This window comes from Falsiroseomonas algicola (assembly GCF_011040385.1).
Lineage (GTDB): Bacteria > Pseudomonadota > Alphaproteobacteria > Acetobacterales > Acetobacteraceae > Falsiroseomonas > Falsiroseomonas algicola.
The window spans coordinates 1-22297 of record NZ_JAAIKB010000025.1 but is presented as its reverse complement, the minus strand read 5'-3'; the positions used below and the strand labels follow the sequence as shown (position 1 = coordinate 22297).

At 72.3% G+C, this 22297-nt stretch carries 23 protein-coding genes; 16 read left to right on the top strand and 7 right to left on the bottom strand.

The genetic code is table 11. The annotated features are described in order from the left end of the window. The first annotated feature begins 27 nt into the window (after nucleotides 1-27). Complete coding sequence (locus tag G3576_RS29265; RefSeq protein ID WP_164698040.1) at nucleotides 28-465, top strand: DUF6481 family protein; 438 nt, start codon at nucleotides 28-30, stop codon at nucleotides 463-465. A 61-nt stretch (nucleotides 466-526) separates the two neighbouring features. On the opposite strand, the gene G3576_RS29260 is transcribed toward G3576_RS29265, so the two are convergent. The 5 genes from G3576_RS29260 to G3576_RS29240 form a co-directional block, all read right to left on the bottom strand. Further along, complete coding sequence (locus G3576_RS29260) at nucleotides 527-1273, bottom strand: maleate cis-trans isomerase family protein (RefSeq protein WP_164698039.1); 747 nt, start codon at nucleotides 1271-1273, stop codon at nucleotides 527-529. Next, the gene (locus tag G3576_RS29255) at nucleotides 1270-2421 is read right to left on the bottom strand and encodes an FAD-dependent oxidoreductase (protein ID WP_164698038.1); all 1152 of its coding nucleotides are present in this window, start codon (nucleotides 2419-2421) and stop codon (nucleotides 1270-1272) included. The genes G3576_RS29260 and G3576_RS29255 overlap by 4 nt, the downstream gene beginning before the upstream one ends. Then, nucleotides 2418-3680, bottom strand: a complete 1263-nt coding sequence (locus G3576_RS29250) for an MmgE/PrpD family protein (protein WP_164698037.1) — start codon at nucleotides 3678-3680, stop codon at nucleotides 2418-2420. The genes G3576_RS29255 and G3576_RS29250 overlap by 4 nt, the downstream gene beginning before the upstream one ends. After that, on the bottom strand, nucleotides 3677-4657 hold the full coding sequence (locus G3576_RS29245; protein ID WP_164698036.1) for a Bug family tripartite tricarboxylate transporter substrate binding protein: 981 nt from the start codon (nucleotides 4655-4657) through the stop codon (nucleotides 3677-3679). Before G3576_RS29245 ends, G3576_RS29250 begins: the two co-directional genes overlap by 4 nt. A gap of 172 nt (nucleotides 4658-4829) precedes the next feature. Next, on the bottom strand, nucleotides 4830-5819 hold the full coding sequence (locus tag G3576_RS29240) for a Rieske 2Fe-2S domain-containing protein (protein ID WP_207623098.1): 990 nt from the start codon (nucleotides 5817-5819) through the stop codon (nucleotides 4830-4832). Nucleotides 5820-6178: 359 nt separating this feature from the next. On the opposite strand from G3576_RS29240, the gene G3576_RS29235 reads away from it, so the two are divergent. Together G3576_RS29235 and G3576_RS29230 are read left to right on the top strand one after the other, a co-directional pair. Further along, nucleotides 6179-7213 (top strand): ABC transporter substrate-binding protein, encoded by a 1035-nt coding sequence (locus G3576_RS29235; RefSeq protein ID WP_164698034.1) that lies wholly within the window; start codon nucleotides 6179-6181, stop codon nucleotides 7211-7213. 132 nt (nucleotides 7214-7345) lie between these two features. Further along, complete coding sequence (locus G3576_RS29230) at nucleotides 7346-7543, top strand: hypothetical protein (protein ID WP_164698033.1); 198 nt, start codon at nucleotides 7346-7348, stop codon at nucleotides 7541-7543. Nucleotides 7544-7550: 7 nt separating this feature from the next. Here the strand turns inward: G3576_RS29230 and G3576_RS29225 are convergent, their stop codons facing one another. After that, nucleotides 7551-7961: a hypothetical protein gene (locus G3576_RS29225; protein WP_164698032.1), complete on the bottom strand. Its 411-nt coding sequence runs from the start codon at nucleotides 7959-7961 to the stop codon at nucleotides 7551-7553. A 67-nt stretch (nucleotides 7962-8028) separates the two neighbouring features. Beyond that, nucleotides 8029-8898, bottom strand: a complete 870-nt coding sequence (locus G3576_RS29220) for a diacylglycerol/lipid kinase family protein (protein ID WP_164698031.1) — start codon at nucleotides 8896-8898, stop codon at nucleotides 8029-8031. 218 nt (nucleotides 8899-9116) lie between these two features. On the opposite strand from G3576_RS29220, the gene G3576_RS29215 reads away from it, so the two are divergent. From G3576_RS29215 to G3576_RS29155, 13 genes are all read left to right on the top strand, one after another. Next, nucleotides 9117-9920: a UDP-2,3-diacylglucosamine diphosphatase gene (locus G3576_RS29215; protein ID WP_164698030.1), complete on the top strand. Its 804-nt coding sequence runs from the start codon at nucleotides 9117-9119 to the stop codon at nucleotides 9918-9920. Between the two features lie 35 nt (nucleotides 9921-9955). Continuing rightward, the gene (locus tag G3576_RS29210) at nucleotides 9956-11038 is read left to right on the top strand and encodes a glycosyltransferase family 4 protein (RefSeq protein ID WP_235952527.1); all 1083 of its coding nucleotides are present in this window, start codon (nucleotides 9956-9958) and stop codon (nucleotides 11036-11038) included. An 84-nt stretch (nucleotides 11039-11122) separates the two neighbouring features. Then, the gene (locus tag G3576_RS29205; protein WP_164698029.1) at nucleotides 11123-11821 is read left to right on the top strand and encodes a lysophospholipid acyltransferase family protein; all 699 of its coding nucleotides are present in this window, start codon (nucleotides 11123-11125) and stop codon (nucleotides 11819-11821) included. Continuing rightward, nucleotides 11818-13098 carry a 3-deoxy-D-manno-octulosonic acid transferase gene (locus G3576_RS29200; RefSeq protein WP_328730090.1) on the top strand — a complete coding sequence of 427 codons (1281 nt, stop codon included), beginning with the start codon at nucleotides 11818-11820 and terminating at the stop codon, nucleotides 13096-13098. Before G3576_RS29205 ends, G3576_RS29200 begins: the two co-directional genes overlap by 4 nt. 116 nt (nucleotides 13099-13214) lie before the next feature. Then, a complete protein-coding gene (gene lpxK, locus G3576_RS29195; protein ID WP_164698028.1) occupies nucleotides 13215-14201 on the top strand; it encodes a tetraacyldisaccharide 4'-kinase in 987 nt (328 codons plus the stop codon). Between the two features lie 128 nt (nucleotides 14202-14329). Next, the gene (locus G3576_RS29190; protein ID WP_164698027.1) at nucleotides 14330-15367 is read left to right on the top strand and encodes an aromatic ring-hydroxylating oxygenase subunit alpha; all 1038 of its coding nucleotides are present in this window, start codon (nucleotides 14330-14332) and stop codon (nucleotides 15365-15367) included. A gap of 13 nt (nucleotides 15368-15380) precedes the next feature. After that, a complete protein-coding gene (locus G3576_RS29185; RefSeq protein WP_164698026.1) occupies nucleotides 15381-16403 on the top strand; it encodes an ABC transporter substrate-binding protein in 1023 nt (340 codons plus the stop codon). A 68-nt stretch (nucleotides 16404-16471) separates the two neighbouring features. After that, on the top strand, nucleotides 16472-17044 hold the full coding sequence (locus G3576_RS29180) for a TetR/AcrR family transcriptional regulator (protein ID WP_164698025.1): 573 nt from the start codon (nucleotides 16472-16474) through the stop codon (nucleotides 17042-17044). Further along, the gene (locus tag G3576_RS29175; RefSeq protein WP_164698024.1) at nucleotides 17041-18081 is read left to right on the top strand and encodes an efflux RND transporter periplasmic adaptor subunit; all 1041 of its coding nucleotides are present in this window, start codon (nucleotides 17041-17043) and stop codon (nucleotides 18079-18081) included. Before G3576_RS29180 ends, G3576_RS29175 begins: the two co-directional genes overlap by 4 nt. Next, nucleotides 18078-19340: an ABC transporter permease DevC gene (gene devC, locus G3576_RS29170; RefSeq protein WP_328730087.1), complete on the top strand. Its 1263-nt coding sequence runs from the start codon at nucleotides 18078-18080 to the stop codon at nucleotides 19338-19340. Before G3576_RS29175 ends, devC begins: the two co-directional genes overlap by 4 nt. Continuing rightward, nucleotides 19340-20050: an ATP-binding cassette domain-containing protein gene (locus G3576_RS29165; RefSeq protein ID WP_164698023.1), complete on the top strand. Its 711-nt coding sequence runs from the start codon at nucleotides 19340-19342 to the stop codon at nucleotides 20048-20050. The genes devC and G3576_RS29165 overlap by 1 nt, the downstream gene beginning before the upstream one ends. A gap of 1 nt (nucleotide 20051) precedes the next feature. Continuing rightward, on the top strand, nucleotides 20052-21107 hold the full coding sequence (locus G3576_RS29160; protein WP_164698022.1) for a maleylacetate reductase: 1056 nt from the start codon (nucleotides 20052-20054) through the stop codon (nucleotides 21105-21107). Between the two features lie 62 nt (nucleotides 21108-21169). Next, a complete protein-coding gene (locus tag G3576_RS29155; protein ID WP_164698021.1) occupies nucleotides 21170-22195 on the top strand; it encodes an amino acid ABC transporter substrate-binding protein in 1026 nt (341 codons plus the stop codon). The last annotated feature ends 102 nt before the right edge of the window (nucleotides 22196-22297 follow it).

Genomic DNA, 22297 nt, shown 5'->3' with positions numbered 1-22297 from the left:
TCGCGGGGGCGGGAGTAGATAGCCAGTATGCAGGCACGCAAGCTGTTTGATTTCAATGACCGTCGCAACGCGGCGGAAGAGGCCCGTAAGAAGGCAGCCGAGAAGTTCCAGGCGCTGAAGAGCCGCCTCGACGATCCGGCCGTCCAGCAGAAGATGGCGGAGCAGAAGGCGATCGCGGAGGCCCGCGCGCAGCGCCAGGCCGAGCGCGCCGCCGCCAAGGCCGCCGAGGCCGCCCGGATCGCCGCCGAGAAGGCCGCCGCCGAGGCCGCCGCCGCCGCCGCAAGGCGGGAGGAAGAGCGCCGCGCTGCCGAGGAGGCGATGCGCGCCCGCGCCGCCGAGATTGACGCCGCCAACCGCGCCGCCATCCTGGATGCCGAGAAGAAGGCCCGGGCCCTGGCGCTGGCCGCCGAGCAGAAGGCGAAGCGCGACGCCCGCTACGCCGCCCGCAAGGCCCGCACGAAGTAGCAACCGCAAGTCCTGCGGACAGACGCCCGGCCGGCCCCGCGCCCGCCGGGCGTTTGTGTGTTCAGGCGCCGAGCATCGCCGCCAACTCCGGGTTGCAGGCCGTGAGCGCCGGGCCCGGCGGCAGGCCGAGGCGCTTCGAGACCGCCCAGGCGGAAGCCAGGTTGGAGGAGAGGAGGGGCACGCCCAGCCTCTCCCGCATCCATTCCATGGCATCCAGCGTCGGCATCCCGGTGCCGGAGAGCAGCACGGCGCAATCGGCGGGCGGGCTGAGTTTCGCCAGGCCGTCGGCCACCTCCTCCGGCGTCAGCTCATAGGCGCGGAAGCTCTCGCTCACCTTGAAGCTCTCCACCAGCTCGAGCCCGGCGGCGCGCCAGTAGCGCTCCGCCCGTTCCGTCAGCCAGCCGGGATAGGGGGAGAAGAGCAGGAGCCTGGGGCGGCCGAGCGCGGCCAGCGCCTCCGCCAGGCCGCGGGCGGCCAGCACCATCGGGCGGCCGAGGGCGGCGGAGGCGCGGTCCTGCATGGCGGCGTCCTCGGCCGGGGGCAGGGCGTAGCTGGGGCCGGTGATCCCGTAGATCGCGGCATCCATCGCCAGCGCGCCGAAGCCGTCGAGCGACCGGTCCAGCGCCTCCAGATAGGCGGCGTTGCGCTGTTCGAGGGTGGTGCCCGGCATGACGGGCATGCGGGTGACGTGCAGCGCGGCCTGGGGGGCGAGCAGGTGGCGCGTCTCATGCTCCACCGCGGGGTTGGCGGAGGGGGTGACGAGGGCGACCCGATGCGTCGGGTGCCAGGCGCGGGGCGGGTGGGTCATGCGGGCGCCCCTACCTTGGCGATGTCGAGCATGCTGGCCTCCCGCGCCCAGGTCAGGGTTTCGGCCGGTGTCAGCGCGGCCATGCGGGCAACCTCATCGGCCGGGGAAGCGGCCACGCGGGCATCGGTGCGGGGCAGGAGCGCGTCGCGGACGGTGCGCAGTCGCGGCTCGGCCCAGGATTGCAGCAGGGCCTCGGGCGCGCCGCGCAGCACGGCATCGAGCGTCGCGGCCAGGGTCATGGCATCATGGATGCCGGCATTCATGTTCATGCCGCCGCGCGTGTTGGTGAGGTGGGCGGCATCGCCCGCGAGCAGCACGCGGCCGGCGCGGTAGGACAGCGCCATGGCGCGCTTCACGCCATAGACGTCCCTTCCCTCGATCGGCAGGTCGCGCAGCGCGGGCAGGAAGCGGGCGATGCGGGCGCGGGCATGGTCTTCCGCCAGCGCGGCCTCGTCCGACATCTCCGGCGCCACGCGGAAGATCAGGCGCCAGACCTTGGGCATCCGCAGCAGGGAGCAGGAGCCGGTGGCATCGTATAGGTAGCCGAGGCCATCGAGGCCCGGGATGTGGTCGCGCAGGTCCAGCGGCGTCAGCAGGCGCAGCACGCGATGGGCGTAGTCGTTGGTCTCGGCCTCGATCCCGGCCAGCGCCCGGATCGCGCCGCCGGCGCCGTCGCAGCCGATGGCGTAGCGGGCACGATGCCGCGTGCCATCCGCGGCGGTGACGGTGACACTGTGGGAATCCTGGGACAGCGCCGCGGCGCCGGCATTGAACCGCACCGTGCCCGCCGGCAGGGCGGCGAGCAGGGCCGGCGTCACGTCCTGCTGTTCCCGGTGCCAGCGATGGGGGAAGCCGGTCTCGGCGGCCAGGATGCCGAGGTCGATCGTGGCGGCGCTGCCGTCATCGACGCGCCGCCAGAGAATGCGGTCGATCCGCACGCCGCCCGGCAGCAGCGGCTTCAGCACGCCCAGGCTGTCCAGCGCATCCAGCGTCGGCGGGTGGAAGGTGGAGGCGCGGGAGGCGGTGGAGAGCCCCTCCCGCTTCTCCAGCACCCGCACGGCGATGCCGCGCTGGTGCAGGGCGAGGGCCAGGGTGAGGCCGACCGGGCCGGCGCCGGCGATCAGGATGTCGGTATCGTGGGCGGTCACCCGAAGAGGTCCTTGGCCGGCTGGTCATGGAGCAGGGCGGCGATGGCGGCGGTGGTGGCCGCCTCGCCGAGGGTCGGGGTGGCGAAGCGCCTGAACTTCGCGACCGCCTCGGCTTCGGACATGGGGCGGTCGGGGTCGCCGGTGACGCCGGTGATGGTAGCGGAGGCGTCGCCGATGGTCAGGGTGGCGCCGCGTTTTCCCGCTTCCGTCAGGGCCGTGTCCTCCCGCAACTCGATGGCGGCTTCGAGGGCACGGAGTTCCGGATCGGCCAGGGCTTCGTCCGTATAGGCGGCGGGGCCGAGATCGCCCTGGACCAGGGCGGCGGCGACGGCCCAGGTGAGGCTGAACTGTGCGGCGATGGCGGCGGTGGGCGCGCGGTTGCCGGCGTAGCGCAGGGCCTCGGCATAGGTGGAGAGGGTGATGCGGCCGGCGGGGGCCACGCCGCGCCCGCGCAACTCGATCGCCGCCGCCGCGCCGTAATGGGCGTGGCGGACGCCGGCGAAGGGTTTCAGGTAGGCGGCTTCCAGCAGCCACTCGCCAGGCGGCGTGACCTGCGCCTCGGCCTCATGGCCCAGCGCGATGCGGCGGCCCTCGGCGAAGCCGCCCTCCGGCGCGTCCATCCCGGCGGCGGCGCCGGCGGCGGCCATCACGCCGAGCAGCGCGGCATGGCTGGCATAGCTGTTGCGCCCATCCATCCCGGCCGCGATCGGCGCATAGAGGGAGAAGGGCACCTGGCACGACGCCAGCCGCACCGCGCGGCTGATGCCGGCCTGGTCCAGCCCCGCCAGCGCGGCGGCGCAGGCGGCCGCACCCAGGCTGTGCCAGGACCCGTCCACATGCATCCCCGGTTTGATGCGCCAGGCCTGGCCGGCGCGCGCCGCGACCTCATAGCCCAGCGCGAAGGCGGCGAGCGCCTGGCCGGGATCGCCGCCCCGGGCGCGCGCCACCAGGGCGAGCGGCGCCACCGGGAGTGCCGGGCGGCCATGGGCGCTGGCCAGGCCCTCATTCGCCTCGTCCCAGCAGGTGGCGGCGGCCAGCACGGCGGCGGCGGCGCCGGGCGCCAGGCGGGCGCCGGCCAGCGCGACATCGCCGGGGAAGGCGTGCTGGATGGCCGTCGCGTAGGCGGCCACGCGGGGATGCCGCAGCCCTGCCAGGGCGCAGCCGAGGCTGTCCAGCAGCAGCAGCCTGGCCTTGGCGGCGGCCGCACTGCCGGGCGGCGGACCGGCCGCCGCCCAGCTGATGACGGGGGAAAAAATCACTCGGCGCGGGCGCCGGAGCGGCGGACGGCCTCCCGCCAGGTCTGGCGTTCGCGCTGCATCAGCGTGGCGAGGCCGGCGCGGCCCTGGGGCATGGCGTCGGCCTCCCGCTGCGCCAGCACGGCGGCCCAGGCGGGGCTTTCGAGCACGGCGCGGAAGGCGGCTTCCAGCCCGGCCTGGATCGGCTCCGGCGTGCCGGCATGGCCGAAGACGCCGTACCAGGGGCTGGCATCGAAGCCCGGCACCGTCTCCGCGATGGCGGGCACATCCGGCATGGCGCGGAAGCGGCGCGCGCTGGTGACGCCGATGGCGCGCAGCGCGCCGCCCGCGCTGACCTGCGGCTTGGAGGTGGCGAGGCCGTCCAGCGCCACGGGAATGGTGCCCGCCACCATGTCCGTCAGCAGCGGCGCGCTGCCGCGATAGGGCACATGGGTCATCGGCACGTTCAGCGTCGCGCGCAGCAATTCCATCGAGAGATGGGTGAAGCTGCCGACGCCGTTCGATCCATAGGGCATCCCATCCGGCGTGGCGCGCAGCTTCGCGACCAGCGATGCCACATCCGTCACGTCCGGCAGCGCGCGGGGCGAGACGACGAGCAGATTCGGCTGCTGCGCCAGCATGGCGAGGGGGATGAAGTCGGCGTCCGGGTCGTAGCTCAGGCGCTCGAACAGCACCTTGTTGATGGCGATGATGCCCTGGGTCGCGACCAGCAGCGTGTGGCCATCGGGGGTGGCGCGGGCCACCGTCTCGGCCGCCAGATTGCCGCCGGCGCCGGCGCGGTTCTCCACCACCACGGGCTGGCCCCAGCGGGCGGAGAGCTGGTCCGCCGCGGCGCGGGCCAGGATGTCCGTCAGCCCGCCCGGCGCGAAGGGTAGCACCAGGCGGACGGGGCGCGTCGGCGCCCAGGCGCCTTGCGCGCGCGCGACCATCGGCATGGCGAGGGCGGCGCCCAGCAGCGTGCGGCGGGGAAGATTGAACATGCGGGAGCGATTCCGTTGCAGCCTTGGGAGGGCGCGCACGGTCCCGCATCCCGGTGGCCGCGTCCAGAGAGGAGGCTGTGCGAGGTCGGCATGCGCCAGAACCTCGCGGTCCAGGGTCCCGCCGGACCCTGGCCGGGGGGTTGCAGGGGGGCGGGCAGCCCCCCTGCGGACGTTACGCCTCCACGGGCAGCCGCGCCTCGGCCTCCCCGTGTTCTTCCAGCAGCGCCAGCAGGCGGCGGCGCATCTCGATGCCGGGCTTGTCGGAGGGCATGTGCAACTCCTCCGACATGGTCAGCGGCACGTCCCAGGTGGTGCTTTCCAGCACATGCCTGTCCTCGATCGTGACCGCGCGGTCGAAGGCTATGACCTTCTCGGCGGGGGAATCGGCCTCGGTGTCGTTGCGATAGACCCATTGGCAGATCTGGCTGCGGCGGTCGTCGATCGGCGTCGCGGCGGTGACCAGCACATGCGTGAGCCCCGTCGGGTAGTCGATGCGGCTGGCGCGCATGAAGGGGAGGAACCAGCGGCCCTCGATGATGCGGACGGTGCGTTCGCCGGCATCCTTGATCAGGTCCTTGGAGATGCCGCGATTCGCGACCGGCGCCTCGCCCCGCATGATGAAGCCCCAGCCCGTATGCTCGATGGTGACGGGGGCGGGCTTCGGGTCCTCGAGGATGCCGAAGGTCTCGGCATGGACGTAGCTGATATGCGCCATGTCGAAGCTGTTCTCCATCAGGCGCAGGCCGGAGACGGCCCATTCCTCGTAGAACTCGTCGATCTGGCGGAAGGCGGCGTCGGCGGCTTCCGGGATCTCCGGGATCGGCTGCAGCGGATCCTCCAGCGCCACCCAGATCCAGCCGTAGCGGGAGGCCGCGTGGTGACCTTTCGCGCCGGACTTCATGCCGCGGTTGGGGTCATGCGCCTGCGGCACCTTCACGCAGCGGCCATCCGCGCCGAAGGCCCAGCCGTGATAGGGGCAGCCGAGGGCCGGGCCCTCCGGCGCGGCTTCGTCGATGAAGCCCAGCGAGAGCTTCGCGCCGCGATGCGGGCAGCGATCGGCGATGGCGGCGGGGGCGCCCTCGGCCGCGCGCCACAGCACGATCTCCTGCCCCAGCAGGGTGAAGGGCACGGGCTTGCCGGCGGGGAGGGAGGCTTCCGGCATCACGGGATACCAGAAACGGCGGAGCAGCTTTTGGCGGGTCGGGACCATGCGGGGGGCGAGGCAATGAGTATGCCAGCCTGCAATGGCGGCAGATGAGTGTAATCGTGACGGCGGCTGCCCAGCATCTGGGCGGAATGGCGAGGAATAGGGCGGATCGCTGGGGAAGGCGCTGCCTTCCCCAGACCCCATCCGCCAGGGGGCAGAGCCCCCTGGACCATCGTCAGTTCAAGGGTTCCAAGGGCCCGCTGGCCCTTGGCGAGGGGGTGCAGGGGGAGCAGCGCTCCCCCTGCAAGGCCCGGCACACCCGTTGCTTCCCCCGCCCCGACGGCCGCCAAACGGCCGCGCAGGAGAGGCGGATCATGACCACCACCCGACGCATGCTGCTGGCCGCCGCCGGCGGCCTGCTCGCAACCCCCCGGATCGCAGGCGCGCAGGGCGCGCTGACGCCGGTGAAGTTCTCGCTGGACTGGGCCTTCCAGGGGCCGCAGGCGCCCTATCTGCTGGCTCTGGAGAAGGGGTACTACCGGGACGAAGGGCTTGCCGTCACCATCGACCGCGGCTTCGGCGCGGGCGACGTGCCGGTGAAGATCGCTTCCGGCGCCTATGAATTCGGCGTCGGCGACATCTCCGCCGTGGCGCGGTTGCGGCTGACGCAGCCCGGCACCGACGTGATCTGCCCCTTCGTGCTGGCGCAGGGCAGCCCGCTTTCGGCCATCACGCTGCGGCGCACCGGCATCCGCAACCCGAAGGAGCTGGAAGGCAAGCGCGTGGCGGCGCCGGAAACGGATGGCGGCCGCCAGTTCTTCCCCGCCTTCGCCCGCGCGACGGGGATCGACACCGCGAAGATCAACTGGATCACCGTCACGCCGCAGCTACGCGAACCCATGCTGGCGCGCGGCGATGCCGATGCCATCACGGGATTCGAGACGTCGGGCGTCTTCAGCCTGCTCGCGCTCAACGTGCCGCGGGCCGACATCGTGGTGATGCGCTATTCGAATTTCGGCGTGGCGCTGCTCTCCACCGGGCTGCAGGTGCGGAAGGCCTATGCGGAGGCGAATCCGCGCATCGTCACGGGCATGATCCGCGCCATCATCCGCGGCCATCTGGACGCGGCGCGTGATCCCGATGGCGCCATCGCCGCGCTGGTGCGGCGGGACGCGACGGCGCCGGTGGCGCTGGAGAAGGAGCGGCTCGCGGCCAATTTCGAGTTCATCCGCACGCCGGAAGTGCTCTCCGGTGGCTTCGGCAACCTGCCCATGTCGCGCGTCCAGGCCTCGATCGAGACCATCCGCACGGCCTTCAACATCAGCGCCACGCTGGCGGCGGAGGATTTCTACCTGCCGCAATTCCTGCCGCCGGCGGAGCAGCTGCGCTTTCCCGCCGCGGCGGGCTGACCGGCCCCGGGAGGCACCGCCGTGCCTCCCTTTTTCGTGCCTGGATCGTGGCGGAAAAAAGGCGTATACGACATCCAGTGGCCATGATTGGCCCTGGTTCAATATCAGGACCCCATTCCAGGAGGAGCCGCCATGTTGATCGCCCTGTGCCTTATCGCTGGCTTCACGGCGCTGGCGGGCATGTCGACCGTGGCGCTGTCGCTGGTCCCGGCGATGGGGCTCGGCCTGGTGGGGATCGCGGCGGCGGCCGGCTTCGGCGTGGTGTCGCTCGGCACCGGGCTCGGCGCCGCGATGATCGCGCTGTCTCGCGAACGGATGGCGGCGGGTTGAGGGCCGGCTACAGCGGGATGAAGGGCGCGAGTTCCGGGTCCGCGTAGCGGATCGCGCCTTCGTCCATCCGGGGCGGTCCGGGATCGGCGCCGGTCACCACCGTCAGGCAGAGATTGGGGCCGGAGAGGCCAAGCCGCTTGTCACCCCGCACCGGCAGCGGGATCCGCGCGCCATGGCAGAGCACCAGCAGCACCTGGTGCAGATCCTGCCGCGACACCTCCCACGACAGGGTGGAGCGGCTTGCGGCGCGGCGGCGGATGATGCGGGCCACGACATCGCCGCGCGGATCGGCGGCGAGTTCCAGGTGGAAGCTGTCCGCCGTCTGCGACGGCGTCGGGCGGCCCTGCATGGCCTGCTCCATGATGGCGCGCAGCAACTCCTCCGGCGTGAAGAGGATGTGGCGGACCTCCTTCGGCATGGTGTTTCCCGGACGGAATGTTGTCCCGATGACCTAGCGCCCTCCCCCTGAAGGAAGGCTGAACGGGTCAGGGGAGGAGGATCGGCAGGGGCGCGGGCGCGTCCTCGATCCGGGCGGGCAGGCAACCCGCGGGGTCGCCATCCGCCTGGAGCGCCACGCCGGGGCCGGAGAGGGTGACCCGGCTGGCCGGCAGCAGCCGCATGCCCGGCAGGCGCGGCAGCAGGCCGAGCGGGAGCGCGAGCGCGGCCGCCACCACCGCCCCGGGACCGCCGGCATCGAGCAGCGCCACCTGGAAGCCCGGCGCCGCGGGCCGCGCGGCGGGGGCGAGGAGGTGGCGCCCGGCATAGAGCCTGCCCTTGGTGACGATCACGCTGCCCGCGCGATGCCGCGTGCCGTCCAGCACCGCCTCGATCGGGGCGAAGGGGTGGCGCGCCACCTCCCGCATCGCCTGGATCACATAGGCCGCGCGGCCGAGGCGACGCTTCAGGCCGAGGTCGAGGCCCTGCACCACGGCGGCATCGAAACCCGCGCCGGCCATCTGCACGAAAAGCCGCTGCGTCCCGGCTTCGTCGGTGATGAGGCCGGGGTGGATCAGGCGGCGCGTGCCGGCGGCGAGCACCGCGGCCGCCTGTTCCGGCGCCAGCGGCACGCCGAGTTCGAGCGCCAGCACATTGGCGGTGCCGAGCGGCAGGATGCCGAGCGTGGCAGCGCTGCCCGCGATCCCCGCCGCGACTTCCGCGATGGTGCCGTCGCCGCCGGCGGCGACGATGACCGACTCGCCGCGCGATGCCGCATCCGCCGCGATCAGCCGCGCATCGCCGGGGGCGCGGGTTTCGGCGACATCGGGCGGCAGGCCTTCGCGGCACAGCCAGTCGATGGCGCGCGACAGGCGGCGACGGCGGCCGGCGCCGGCGGCGGGGTTGAAGATGACGAGCATGACGCCTTGTGGCGCAATGCGATGACGATCCGCTTGCGATGCGTTGACGCCCGCGTGACATGCGCGCAGGCCCGCTGCTGCTTTCATCGAGGATTCACGTCACGCCCGGTGCCGTCGCGTTACAGCGCGGTCGCGCAACGGCGGGGCGACCGGCGCGTTGCGCGATGCGCCGGCATTCTTCCGCCGGCACGGCCAGTATGATCGCGAGGCGCTGACGCATGAACGGAACCGAGGCGAAACGGCGATACCGCACGGTGTTCCTCTCGGACCTGCACCTCGGCACGCGCGGCTGCCGCGCGGATTTCGTGGCGCAGTTCCTGCGCTCCGTCGAATGCGAGAGGCTCTACCTGGTCGGCGACATCGTCGATGGCTGGCGGCTGCGCAAATCCTGGTACTGGGACGCCGACCATGACGAGGTGATCCGCCTGGTGCTGCGCATGGCGCGGGCCGGGACGGACGTCACCTACATCCCCGGCAACCATGACGAGATGTTCCGCGCCTGGCTCGGCCTGGAATTCGCCGGCATCAAGCTGGCGAAGGAAGCGGTGCACCGCACGGCGGATGGGCGGCGGCTGCTGGTGATCCATGGCGATGAATTCGACAGCGTCGTGCGCTACGCCAAGTTCATCGCGCATCTCGGCGACTGGGCCTATGACGCGGCGCTGGCCGCGAACCGCTGGTTCAACGCGGCGCGACGGCGGCTCGGCTATCCCTACTGGTCGCTGTCGCAATGGCTGAAGCGGCAGGTGAAGGGCGCGGTTGCTGCGATCGATCGCTTCGAGGTCGCGCTGGCGCAGGAAGCGCGGCGGCGCGGGCTCGATGGCGTGGTCTGCGGCCACATCCACCACGCCGAGATGCGGGAGGTGCAGGGCGTCCTCTACATGAATGACGGCGACTGGGTGGAAAGCTGCACCGCGCTGGTGGAACACGCCGATGGGAAGTTCGAGCTGGTGGACTGGGCGCGGGAGAACCGGCTGAGCTTCTTCCGGGGCGAGACGCAGCCCGAGCCCCAGGCCGCCTGATCTCCTTGGACGATTCGTCATCGACGGTATGGGGCATGGGGGCCTTCGCCATGGCGGGCACGCCGGCGCTGGCGGCGGGACCGCGGCGCATCCTCATCGTCTCCGACGCCTGGGCGCCGCAGGTGAATGGCGTGGTGCGCACGCTGCAGGCCGTGGTGGGGGAATTGCGCGCGGCGGGCGACGTGGTGGAGGTGATCGGTCCCGACCGGTTCAGCACCATGCCGATGCCGGGCTATGCGGAGATCCGGCTGGCGATCGCGCCGCGACGGCGGCTGCGGCGGCTGGTCGATGCCTTCGCGCCCGAAGCGCTGCACATCGCGACGGAAGGGCCGCTGGGCTGGGCGATGCGGGCGCTCTGCCGGAAGCGCGGCTGGCGCTTCACCTCCTCCTTCCACACCAAGTTCCCGGACTATGTCCATGCGCGCACGCGCATCCCGAAGGCCTGGTCCTGGGCGCTGATGCGGCATTTCCACCGCCCCTCCTCCGCCACGCTCTGCGCCACCGCGTCGCTGGCGGCGGAGTTGCGGGGGCGGGGCTTCGCCCATGTGGTGCCATGGTCGCGGGGCGTGGACCTGCGGAAATTCAATCCCGATGCGGGGGCGGAGCCGGAGCCGTGGGAGGGCCTGCCACGGCCGATCTTCCTGGTGGCCGGGCGCGTCGCGGTGGAGAAGAACCTGGAGGCCTTCCTGGCGCTCGACCTGCCGGGCAGCAAGGTGGTGGTGGGGGATGGGCCGCAGCGCGCGGCGCTGATGCGGCGCTTCCCGGACGCCCATTTCGCGGGGTGGCGGGAGAATGGGCGGCTCGCGCGGTCCTATGCCGCGGCGGATGTCTTCGTCTTCCCCTCCCGCACCGACACCTTCGGCCTCGTGCTGCTGGAGGCGCTGGCGAGCGGCACGCCGGTCGCGGCCTATCCCGTCACCGGGCCGCTCGACGTGATCGGGGAGGCGGCGGTGGGCGCGCTGGACGAGGACCTCCGAAGCGCCTGCCTGCGCGCGCTGGGGGCGGACCGGGCGGCCTGCCGGGCGCATGCGGCGCAATTCTCCTGGGCGGCCTGCGCGCAGCGGTTCCGGGACAGCCTGGTGCCCGTGGCGGCCAGCCAAGGCGGCTCAATTCCCTAACCTCGTATCGGCGTGCTACGCGGTTGCCTTGATGGTGACACGATTGCGCGGCGCCCCCGCTGCCAACCACGCTGACGGCCGCCCATGCGGACATTGATCCGCCACCCCGTCACCCAGGCGGTGCTGGCGCGGCTGGTGGGGCTGTACCTGGTGCTGGTGGTGCGGACGTCCCGGTGGGAGCTGGTGGGGGCGGGGCCGGCGCTGGCGCGGATCGCCGCGGGGGAGCCCCTGATCCTCGCCTTCTGGCATGAAAGGCTGCCCATCATCCCGCCGCTGCGCATGCTGGCCGGGGCGGTGGAGCCGGCGGCGCGGCGTGTCACGCCCCGCGTGCTGGTCAGCCAGCACCGGGACGGCCGCTTCATCGGGGAGGCGGTGCGGCGCTTCGGGGTGGAGATGGTCTATGGGTCGTCGCGGCGGGGTGGCGCCGCCGCGCTGGCCGGGCTGCTGCGCACGCTGAAGGCGGGCGACCCCATCCTGATCACGCCGGACGGGCCGCGCGGGCCGCGACGGCGCGCGGCGCCGGGGGTGGCGCAGCTGGCGGCGGTGGCGGGCGTGCCGGTGGTGCCGCTCGGGGCGGCGTCCTCCGCCCATCGGCGGCTCGGTTCCTGGGACCGGATGATGTTCCCGCTGCCCTTCGGCCGCGGCGTGCTGGCCTGCGGGCCGATGATCGAGGTGCCGCGCGACGGCGCGGAAGCGGCGCTGCCGGCGATCGAGGCGGCGCTGGATGCCGCCTGCGCGGCGGCGGATCAGGCCTGCGGCATTCCCGTCGAGGGGCGCCCGTGAGCCTCGCGGGGCGGGCCTGGGCGATGGGCGCGCGGATGATCGCGCCCTTCCTCGGGCTGCATTTCCGCAGGCGCGTGCGGATCGGCAAGGAGATCGCGGAACGGCTGGAGGAACGGCGCGGCGGCGGCGCGGCGCGGCCGCCCGGGCGGCTCTTCTGGCTGCATGCGGCGAGCGTGGGGGAGACGATCTCCGCCCTGCCGGTGCTGGAGGCGATGGCCGCGCGGGATGCGGGGCTGCGCTTCCTGTTCACCACCGGCACGGTGACGGGGGCGGAGATGCTGGGGCGGCGCCTGGCGCCGGATCTGGCGCGGCGGGTCGAACACCGCTTCATGCCGCTCGACGTGCCGGGCTGGGTGGCGCGGTTCCTGGAGGGGTGGCGGCCGGATGCCGCCGGCTTCGTGGAAAGCGAACTCTGGCCGAACCTGCTGGAGGCCGCGCGCGCGCGCGGCCTGCCCATGGCGCTGGTGAACGGCCGGATGAGCGGGCGGTCCTTCGCCCGCTGGCATCGCGCGGCCTCCCTGGCCGGCGAGGCGCTGGGCGGCTTCCGCCTGGTGCTGGCGCGGTCGGAGGGGGATCGCGGGCGGCTGGCGGCGCTGGGCGCGCCGGGCGCGGTGTGCTGGGGCGACCTCAAGGCCGCGGCGCCGCCGCTGCCCGCGGATGGCGCGGCGCTGGCGCGGCTGCGGGCGCTGGTGGGGGCGCGGCCGGTCTTCCTCGCCGCCTCCACCCATCCGGGCGAGGAAACGCAGGTGGTCGCGGCGCATCGCGCGCTGCTGGACCGCTTCCCGGACCTGCTGACCGTGCTGGTGCCGCGGCATCCCGAGCGGGGTGAAACAGTCGCGGCGGAGGCGGAGGCGCTGCTGCCGGGCGCGGTGGCGCGGCGGACGCAGGGGGGGGCGCCGGGGCCGGGCGTGGCCGTCTATGTCGCGGATACGCTGGGAGAACTCGGACTGTTCTACCGGCTGGCACGGGTGGCGCTGATCGGCGGCAGCCTGGTGCCGCATGGCGGGCAGAATCCGCTGGAGGCGGCGCGGCTCGGCTGCCCCATCCTGTTCGGGCCTCACACCCAGAATTTCGAGGAGGCGGTGGACCGGCTGCTGGCCGCGGGGGGGGCGATCCGCGTTCAAGGGGGGGCGCTGGCGGATGCCGTGGCGGGCGTGCTATCCGATGAGACCCGGGCCAAGGCGATGACAGAAGCCGCGTCCGGGGTTGCCGATGCGCATGCCGGGCTGCCGGGCCGGGTGGCGGAGGCGCTTCTTGATCTGCTGCCCCCTGCCTGAGGGAAGCGGATCGGGCGTTCTGGTTGGAACGGGCCTGGGCGCGCAGGATGCGCCGGGGTCCCATCGCGTAGCGCCCGCAAGGGCACCAACACGGGGTCGAGGAACGGTTCGGCACGATGCGAGCACCCGCCTTCTGGGCGGGCGGCGGTGGCGTGATGCCCCTGCTGCTCGCCCCCTTCTCCGCGCTCTATGCGCAGGCGACCGCGCGGCGCATGGCGCGGCCGGGCTGGCAGGCGCCGGTGCCGGTGATCTGCTGCGGCAACGCCACGGCGGGCGGTGCGGGGAAGACGACGGTCGCGCTCGATATCGGGCGGCGGCTGGCGGATCGCGGCGTCGCCGCGCATTTCCTGCTGCGGGGCTATGGCGGCACCACCAAGGGGCCGCTGCTGGTCGATCCCGCGACCCATGACAGCACGCTGGTGGGAGATGAGGCGCTGCTGCTGGCCGATGTGCGGCCGACCTGGGTCTCCGCCGATCGCGCCGCCGGCGCGAAGGCCGCGATCGAGGGCAATGCCCGCGCCATCGTGATGGATGATGGGCTGCAGAACCCCGGCCTCGCCAAGGACCTCTCGCTGCTGATCATCGATGGCGGCTTCGGCTTCGGCAACGGCCAGATCATCCCGGCCGGGCCGCTGCGCGAACCCGTGGCGGCCGCCGCGGCGCGCTGCCAGGCCGCCGTGCTGATCGGGGAGGATGAGACGGGCGCGCTGGCGCAACTGCCGCCGGGCATGCGCGTACTGCGGGCGAAGCTGGTGGCGGGGCCGGAAGCGGCGATGCTGCGCGGCCAGCCGGTCTTCGCCTTCTGCGGCATCGCCAACCCGCGGAAGTTCTTCGCGACCCTGCAGGAATCCGGCGCCGTGCTGGCGGGGCGGGAGGCCTTCGGCGACCACTACCAGTACGATGCCGGGGAAATCCAGGACCTGCTGGCGCAGGCGGAAGCCGCCCGCGCGCTGCTGGTGACGACGAAGAAGGATTTCGTCCGCATCCCGCCGCAGTTCCGCAGCCGCGTCACGGTGGTGACGGTGGCGCTGCAATGGCAGGAATCGGCGGAGATCGAGGGGCTGCTGGACCCGCTGGCGCAGCGGGTGCCGATTCCGGCCTGATTGCCGCATCCGGCAGCACCCTGCCTCCCCGCCCTGGCGGTGGGCGGCGCAGGGGGCGCTGAATCGCCGCCAGCGGGCTGGCGCGGCGCTTGCATCCCACCCGTCCCACCAAAGGACGGAGAGGGCGGATGAAAGTCGGCGACGCACCGGTTTTCCGGAAGTTCTGGTACGTGGCCATGCCGGTCGCGAAGCTGAAGCAGGGGCCGCAGCCCTTCAGCCTCTTCGGCGAGGACATGGTGATCTGGCAGGCGGAGGACGGCACCGTCTCCGCGCTGCGGGACGAATGCTGCCACCGCGCGGCCAAGCTCTCGCTCGGCGAGATCATCGGCGATTCGATCCGCTGCCCCTATCACGGCTGGGCCTTCGGCGCGGATGGCCATTGCACGAGCATCCCGCAGCGCCCGGGCCTGACGCCGGAGATCGCGGCGCGGGCCTTCGTGAAGAAGTACCGGGTGCAGGTCCGCTACGACTATGTCTGGGTCGCGGTGGAGGAGCCGCTGATGGACATCCCGCATCTGCCGGAATTCGGCGCGGCGGGGTTCCGCTTCATCGACTGCTTCCACGAGGAATGGGACATGTCGCTGTTCCGCCTCGCCGACAATTTCTTCGACCTGGCCCATGTCGCCTTCGTGCATCGCGACACGCAGGGCGACATCAAGAACCCCGTGCCGCCCTCCGAGGATGTGGAGGAGACGGAGTTCGGCATCGTCAGCCGCTCCATCGTGCCCGTCGCCAACCGCCAGGTCGGCCAGGACTATACGGGGATCAAGGAGACGACGACGGTGCGCGACCGCACGGCGACCTGGTGGGCGCCCTGCACGCGCAAGCTGCACATCAAGTTCCCGAACGGCGTGCAGCACATCATCTTCACCGCCGGCACGCCGCTGGCCGACAAGAAGATCATCTTCACGCAGTTCTGCATCAGGAACGACACCGAGGAACAGGTCCCCGCCGCCGCCGCCATCGCGCATGACCGCAAGGTGACGCTGGAGGACAAGTTCATCCTGGAATCCACGCGCGCCGACGTGCCGATCATGCCGTGGGAGACGCCGGAAGCCGGCATGCCTGCCGACAAGGCGAACAACATGGCGCGCAAGAAGCTGCGCGAGATCGTCGAGCGCTACAGCGACCCCGTCGCCGCTGCCGTTCCCTCCAAGGCCGCCTGAGGAGATGCCCCGCATGATCACGCGTCGTTCCACGCTGGTGGCCGGCCTCGGCGCCGGCCTGTCGCTGCCCGCGCTGCAGGCCCGTGCGCAGATGCGCAGCACGCGCTTCACGCTGGACTGGGCCTTCTCCGGCGCCTCCGCCTTCGCCATCGCCGCCCATCGCCTGGGCTATTTCCGGGACGAGGGCATCGATGCGCGCGTCACGCGCGGCTTCGGATCGGGCCGCGTGCCGGTCGACATCGCGGGCGGCGCCTATGACATCGGCTTCGGCGACTTCTCCTCCATGGCCAAGTTCGTGGCGGAAAATCCCTCAACCGGCCTGATCTGCGTGATGATGACCTTCGACGGCCTGCCGCTGGTCTGCGTCTCCCGCGCCGGCGGGCCCATCCGGGAGCCGAAGGACCTGGAGGGCAAGCGCCTGGCGGCGCCGGAAGGCGATGCGGGGCGGCAGATCTTCCCGGTCTTCGCGGAAGCGGCGGGCTTCGATGCCTCCAAGGTCAACTGGATCAGCGTCTCCCCGGAATTGCGGGAGCCGATGCTGGTGCGCGGCCAGGCGGATGCGATCACGGGCTTCGTCAGCTCCGCGGTCATCAGCCTGGAAGGGCTCGGCGTCGCGCGCGCGCAGCAGAACATCATGCGCTACCGCGACTATGGCGTGCCGCTCTACTCCAACGGCGTCATCACCACGCGGCGCTATGCGGAAGCGAATCCTGACATCGTCCGCGGCATCGTGCGCGGCATCAGCCGCGGCGTGCAGCTGATGGTGCGCGACCCCGCCGCCGCGGCCGCGACGGTGAAGGAGGCCGAGCCGCTGGTGGACCTGCCGCTGGAGACGCGGCGGACGCAGATCGTGGTGGATGAGATGATCATGACCGACCATGTGAAGGCGAACGGCCTGTCCGCCGTGGTGCCGGCGCGGCTGGAGGCGGGGCTGGGCATCCTGGAGAAGGTCTACCGCTTCCCGCGCCGCCCGGCGGCTTCCGAACTCTATACCGACGCCTATCTCCCGCCGCGCGCGGACCGGCTGGTCGCCTGATCGCCTGACTGTACCGGCTGGACGGTCGGGATCTTGACGAACCGTCCGGCCGGTATAGCTAAGGGGACATGGACGATCCCCCGGTAACCACCGCGCCTGCGCCCGATGCCCGTACGCGCATCCTCGATGCGGCGGAGGCCATCGTGCAGGCCCGCGGCGTGCCGGCGCTGACGCTGGAGGCGGCGGCGCGGGATGCCGGCGTCTCCAAGGGCGGGCTGCTCTACCACTTCGCCTCGAAGGAGGCGCTGCTGGCCGGGATGCTGGGCCGGCTGGCGGAGGCCATCTCCCACGATTTCGACGCAACGGTGGCGGCGCAGGCCGAAGGGCCTGGGCGCGTCGCGCGCGCCCTGCTGGCCTGGGCCTTCGAGGAGATGGCCTGCGAACACCAGGACCGCGCGGCGGCGGTGTTCCTGGCCGCTTTCCACCACGACCGCGCGCTGCTCGATCCCGTCCGCGTGGTCTTCGCGCGGATGCGCGCGGCGCTGGCGGCGGATGGCCTGCCGCCAGGGGCGGGTCAGGCGATCATGTGCGCGACCGATGGGCTGTTCATGTCACGGGTTTTCGGGATGTACGAGTTGGATGCGGCGGAGCTGAGGACACTCCGCGCGGCGCTGGAGCGCCTGCTGGAGTCTGCACCATGACGCGCCGCACGAAGCTGCTGCTGGGGACGGTGGTGGTGGTGGCCGCGGTGGCGGCGGGGTTCCAGGCGATGCAGCCGGGCGCGCCGCCGACGCCGGTGGTCGCGCCGGCCGCGGCATCGGCCCCGGCGGGTGTCGGCGCGCTGGGGCGGGTGGAGCCGGCATCGCGCATCCGGCGCCTCGCCCCCGGCAATGCGCAGGAGGGAGCGCGGATCGACCGGCTGCTGGTGGCGGAGGGCGATGTCGTCGCCGCCGGGCAGGTGGTGGCGGAATTCCATGACGCGGCGCTGAAGGACGCTGCGCTGGCGCAGGCGGAGGCGCAGCTGGCGCAGGCGCGGGCGAAGCTGGAGCGCACGCGGGCGGCCGGGCGGCCTTCGGAAGTGGCGGCGCAGCGCGCGCGGATCGAGGCGCTGACCAGCGCCGAGGCCTCCGCCCGGCGCGATGCGGAGCGGGCGGAGCGGCTGGAGCGGACGGGGGCCGGGGCGGAGGCAACGGCGGAGCGTGCGCGCTTCACCGCCAACCGCGCCCGTGCCGAACGGGCGGAGGCGCAGGCGGCGCTGGAAACCCTGCTGAGCCCGCGGCCGGAGGACCTGGCGCTGGCGGAGGCGGAATTCGCCGCCGCCGAGGCCGCGGTGACGCGCGCCCGGGCGGAAGCGTCGATGGCCAGGCTGCGCGCGCCGATCGCGGGGACCGTGCTGCGCGTGATCGCCCGCGCCGGCGAACGCGTGCCGACCGATGGCGTGCTGGAGATGGCGGACCTCTCGGCCATCGATGTCGTCGCCGATGTCTTCGAGACCGACCTGCCGCGCCTGCGCCCCGGCGCGCCGGCGGAGATCGTGGTGTCCGGGGAGGCCCGGCGCTTCGCGGCCGTGGTGCGCGAGATCGGCTGGCAGGTGCGACGCACGACGCAGGCCGGCACGGACCCCGTGGCGGCGGTGGATGCGCGCACGGTGGAGGTGCGCCTCGCGCTTGGGCCGGATGGCGTGGCGGCGCTGGCGCGGCGGTCCAACATGCAGGTGCAGGTGTCGATACGGCCGTGAACGACCAGCTGCCACCTCTGCTCCCCTGGGCGCCGGAACTCGCGACGCCAACGGGCGGCCCGCCCGCGGCCGCGCCGCGCCGCGCGCCGGGCTTCGTGGCCGCGAGCCTGCTGGCGCTGCGCCTGGCGTGGCGACAGCTGCGGAGCGAGAAGGCGCGCTTTGCCTCCGCCATCGCCGGCGTCATGTTCGCCTGCGTGCTGGTCTTCATGCAGCTGGGTTTCCGCGCGGCGCTGTTCGACAGCGCGGCGGCGGTGATCGGCGCCATGCGCGGCGACCTGTTCCTGATGCATCCGATGACGCTGGCGAGCTTCAAGCCGGAGCCGCTGCCGCGCATCCGCGCCTATCAGGTGCTGGCGCTGCCGGAGGTGGAGCGCGCCGTGCCGGTCTACCTGGCGCAGGCGACCTGGCGGAATCCGGAGGACGGCACGCGCCGCGCGATCCAGCTGATCGGCGTGGATACCGATGCGGGGGTGCTGGACTTCCCGGGCCTGGCGCCGCTGGTGGAACAGCTGAAGCGCGCCGACACCGTCGCCTTCGACCAGCGGTCCCGCCCCGAATTCGGCGCCGTGGCGCGGCTGCTGGCGGAACGCGGCCCCTTTCCGGTGGAGGTCGGCAACCGGCAGGTGGAGGTGGTCGGGCTGATCGAGATCGGGCCGAGCTTCGGCGCGGATGGCAACATCGTGCTGTCCGACGTGAATTTCCGGCGCGTCGTGAAGGAGCGGCTCGTCTCCGCCATCGACCTGGTCGCGATCAAGCTGCGGCCGGGCTCCGACGTGCTGGCCGTGCAGCGGCAACTGGCGGAGATCCTGCCGGGAGACGTCATGGTGCTGACCCAGGCGGAGCTGAATGCGCATGAGCGGCGCTACTGGGAGCAGGGGACGCCGATCGGCTTCATCTTCGCCTTCGGCAGCCTGATGGGGCTGATCGTCGGCATGGTGATCGTCTACCAGATCCTGTTCAGCGACATCGCCGGCCACCTGAAGGAATACGCCACGCTGAAGGCGATGGGGTATTCCAACGGGTATCTCGGCCGCGTGGTGCTGGGGGCGTCGCTGATCCTGGCGGTGGCGGGGTTCGTCCCGGGCTTCGTGCTCTCCACCTTCCTCTATGACGTCATCGGCGCCAGCACCTTCCTGCCGCTTTCGATGGATGTGCCGCGCGCGACGTCGGTGTTCCTGATGATCTTCACCATGTGCGCCGTGGCCGGGCTGCTGGCGATGCGCAAGCTGCGGGATGCCAACCCCGCGGACATGTTCTGATGGAGACGCTGCGTTCCCCCATCCCCGTCGATCTGCGCGGGCTGAACTACGCCTATGGCGAGGGCGAATTGCGCCGCCTGGTGCTGCGGGATGTCACGCTCGCGGTGCAGCCGGGCGAGATCGTGCTGCTGACAGGGCCTTCGGGCAGCGGAAAGACGACGCTGCTGACCCTGATCGGCGCGCTGCGGTCCATGCAGGAAGGCAGCGCGCGGGTGCTGGGGGAGGAGCTGCGCGGCGCGAGCGAGGCGGCACGCGTCCGGCTGCGCCGGCGGATCGGCTTCATCTTCCAGAACCACAATCTGCTGGGCTTCCTGACGGCGCGGCAGAACGTGGCCATGGCGCTGGAACAGGATGGGACGCAGTCGGAATCCGCGCGGCTCAGGCGGGCGGCGGAATTGCTGGGGTCCGTGGGGCTGGCCGATCATGTGGACAAGCTGCCCGCGCAGCTCTCTGGCGGGCAGCGGCAGCGCGTCTCCGTGGCGCGCGCGCTCGCCGCCGATCCCGGCCTGGTGCTGGCGGATGAGCCGACCGCGGCGTTGGACAAGGCGAGCGGGCAGGAAGTGGTGAAGCTGCTGCGCAACCTGGCCAAGTCGCGCGGCGTGCCGATCCTGCTGGTGACGCATGACCCGCGCATCCTCGACATCGCCGACCGGATCGTCGCGATGGAGGATGGGCGCATCGTCGATACCGCGAAGGAAAAGGCGGGCTGAGATGCAGCATTTCGTGTGGAACGCCGCGCCGGGGCGCGTCGTCTTCGGCGCCGGGTCGCTGGGATCGCTGGCGGAGGAGGTGGCGCGGCTCGGCGCGCGGCGTGCCGTCGTGCTGGTGACGCCGACCCAGGCGGATCGTGGCGCGCGCATCCTGGCGACCCTCGGCGACCGCGGCGCGGGCGTCATCGCGCGCGCGGCGATGCACACGCCGGTGGAGGTCACGGAAGCCGCGCTTGGCGAACTCCGCGCGATGGAGGGCGATTGCCTGGTGGCGATGGGCGGCGGATCCGCGATCGGCCTCGGCAAGGCGCTCGCGCTGCGCACGGGGCTGCCGCAGGTCGCGGTCCCGACGACCTATGCGGGGTCGGAGATGACGATGCTGCTGGGCCAGACGGAGGGCGCGCTGAAGCGCACCATCCGCGATTCCGCGGTGCTGCCGGAAGTCGTCGTCTATGACGTCGATCTCACGCTCTCCATGCCGCCGGCGCTGACCGCGACATCGGGGCTGAACGCGATGGCGCATGCGGTGGAGGCGCTCTACGCCGTGGACGCCAACCCCGTGACCTCCCTCATGGCCGAGGAATCGCTGCGGCTGCTGGCGGGTGCCCTGCCGCGCTGCGTGGCGGGGGATGCGACGGCACGGTCCGATGCGCTGCAGGGCGCCTTCCTGGCGGGGGTGTGCCTCGGTGCCGTCAGCGTCGCGCTGCACCACAAGATCTGCCATGTGCTGGGCGGCAGCTTCGGCCTGCCGCATGCGGAGACGCATGCCGTGATGCTGCCGCATGCCACGGGCTTCAACGCGCCCGCGGCGCCGGAGGCGATGGCGCGCGTCGCGCGGGCGATCGGCGCGGCGGATGCGGCGCAGGGGCTCTGGGACCTGGCCGCGCGGATCGGCGCGCCGATGAGCCTGGCGGCGCTGGGGCTGCGCGAGGAAGACCTGGACCGCGCGGCAGCGATCGCGGTGGCGAGCCCCTACCCGAATCCGCGGCCGCTGACGGAAGGCGCCATCCGCGCGCTGCTCGGCGACGCCTTCGCGGGACGCGCGCCGTCGCGATAGGTGATTGACGCCTTTATCCGGTGGCGAGACGATCCCTGCACTGCAAACAGGGAGCATCAATCATGTCATGGTTCCGGGGCCTCGCGGCCGCGGCTGTTGCCGCATGCGCCGCCTTTGCCGCTCCTGCCCAGGCGGGGCCGACGCTCGATGCCGTGCGGGCACGCGGGCAACTCGTCTGCGGCATCCATAACGGCGTGGCCGGCTTCGCGTTGCCGGATAGCCGGGGCGTGTGGCAGGGCATGGATGTGGATCTCTGCCGCGGCCTCGCCGTCGCCATCTTCAACGATGCCAGCAAGGTGCGCTTCGTCACGCTCTCCTCCTCCACCCGCTTCACGGCGCTGGGCTCGGGCGAGGTCGATGTGCTGTTCCGCACCTCCACGCAGACCATGCTGCGCGACACCACGCTCGGCCTGCGCCATGCGGTCACCTACTTCTACGACGGACACGGCTTCATGGTGCGCAACACGCTCGGCGTCTCCCGCGTCGCGGAGCTGAACGGCGCGACGATCTGCCTGATCCAGGGCACGACGAACGAACAGGTGACGGCGGATTATTTCCGCAGCATCAACGTGCCCTTCCGCCCCGTGGTGTTCGAACGTACCGACCAGGCCTCTGAGGCGCTGCAGGCGGGGCGCTGCGATGCCTTCGGCACGGATGCGTCGCAGCTCGCGGGCGTGCGGTCCTCCATGCCGCGGCCGGCGGACTGGACCATCCTGCCGGAGCGCTTCAGCAAGGAACCCTATGGCGCCTATCTCCGCCGCGGCGACGAGGAGTGGTTCGACCTGGTGCGCTGGTACACCTACGCCGTGATCGAGGCGGAGGAGCAGGGCGTCACGCGCGCCAATGCCGAGGAGCAGCGCCGCACCAGCGTGAACCCGAATACGCGCCGCCTGCTGGGCGTGACGCCGGAGCTCGGCCAGTCCCTGAAGATCGATCCCGCCTGGGCCTACAACGTCGTGCGCGCGATCGGGAATTACGGGGAGCTGTATGACCGGCATTTCGGGCCGCAGACGCCGGTGAACCTGCCGCGCGGGCCGAACAACCTCTGGACCAATGGCGGGCTGGTCTACGCGCTGCCGCTGCGCTGAGGCGGGCGCCCTCTCCCCTGCCGGGGCTACGGCATTCACACAACTCGGCTTGCGCAAGGTTGTTTGTGCTGATTCGCTGCTGTTAGAGGCGATGGAGCGGCA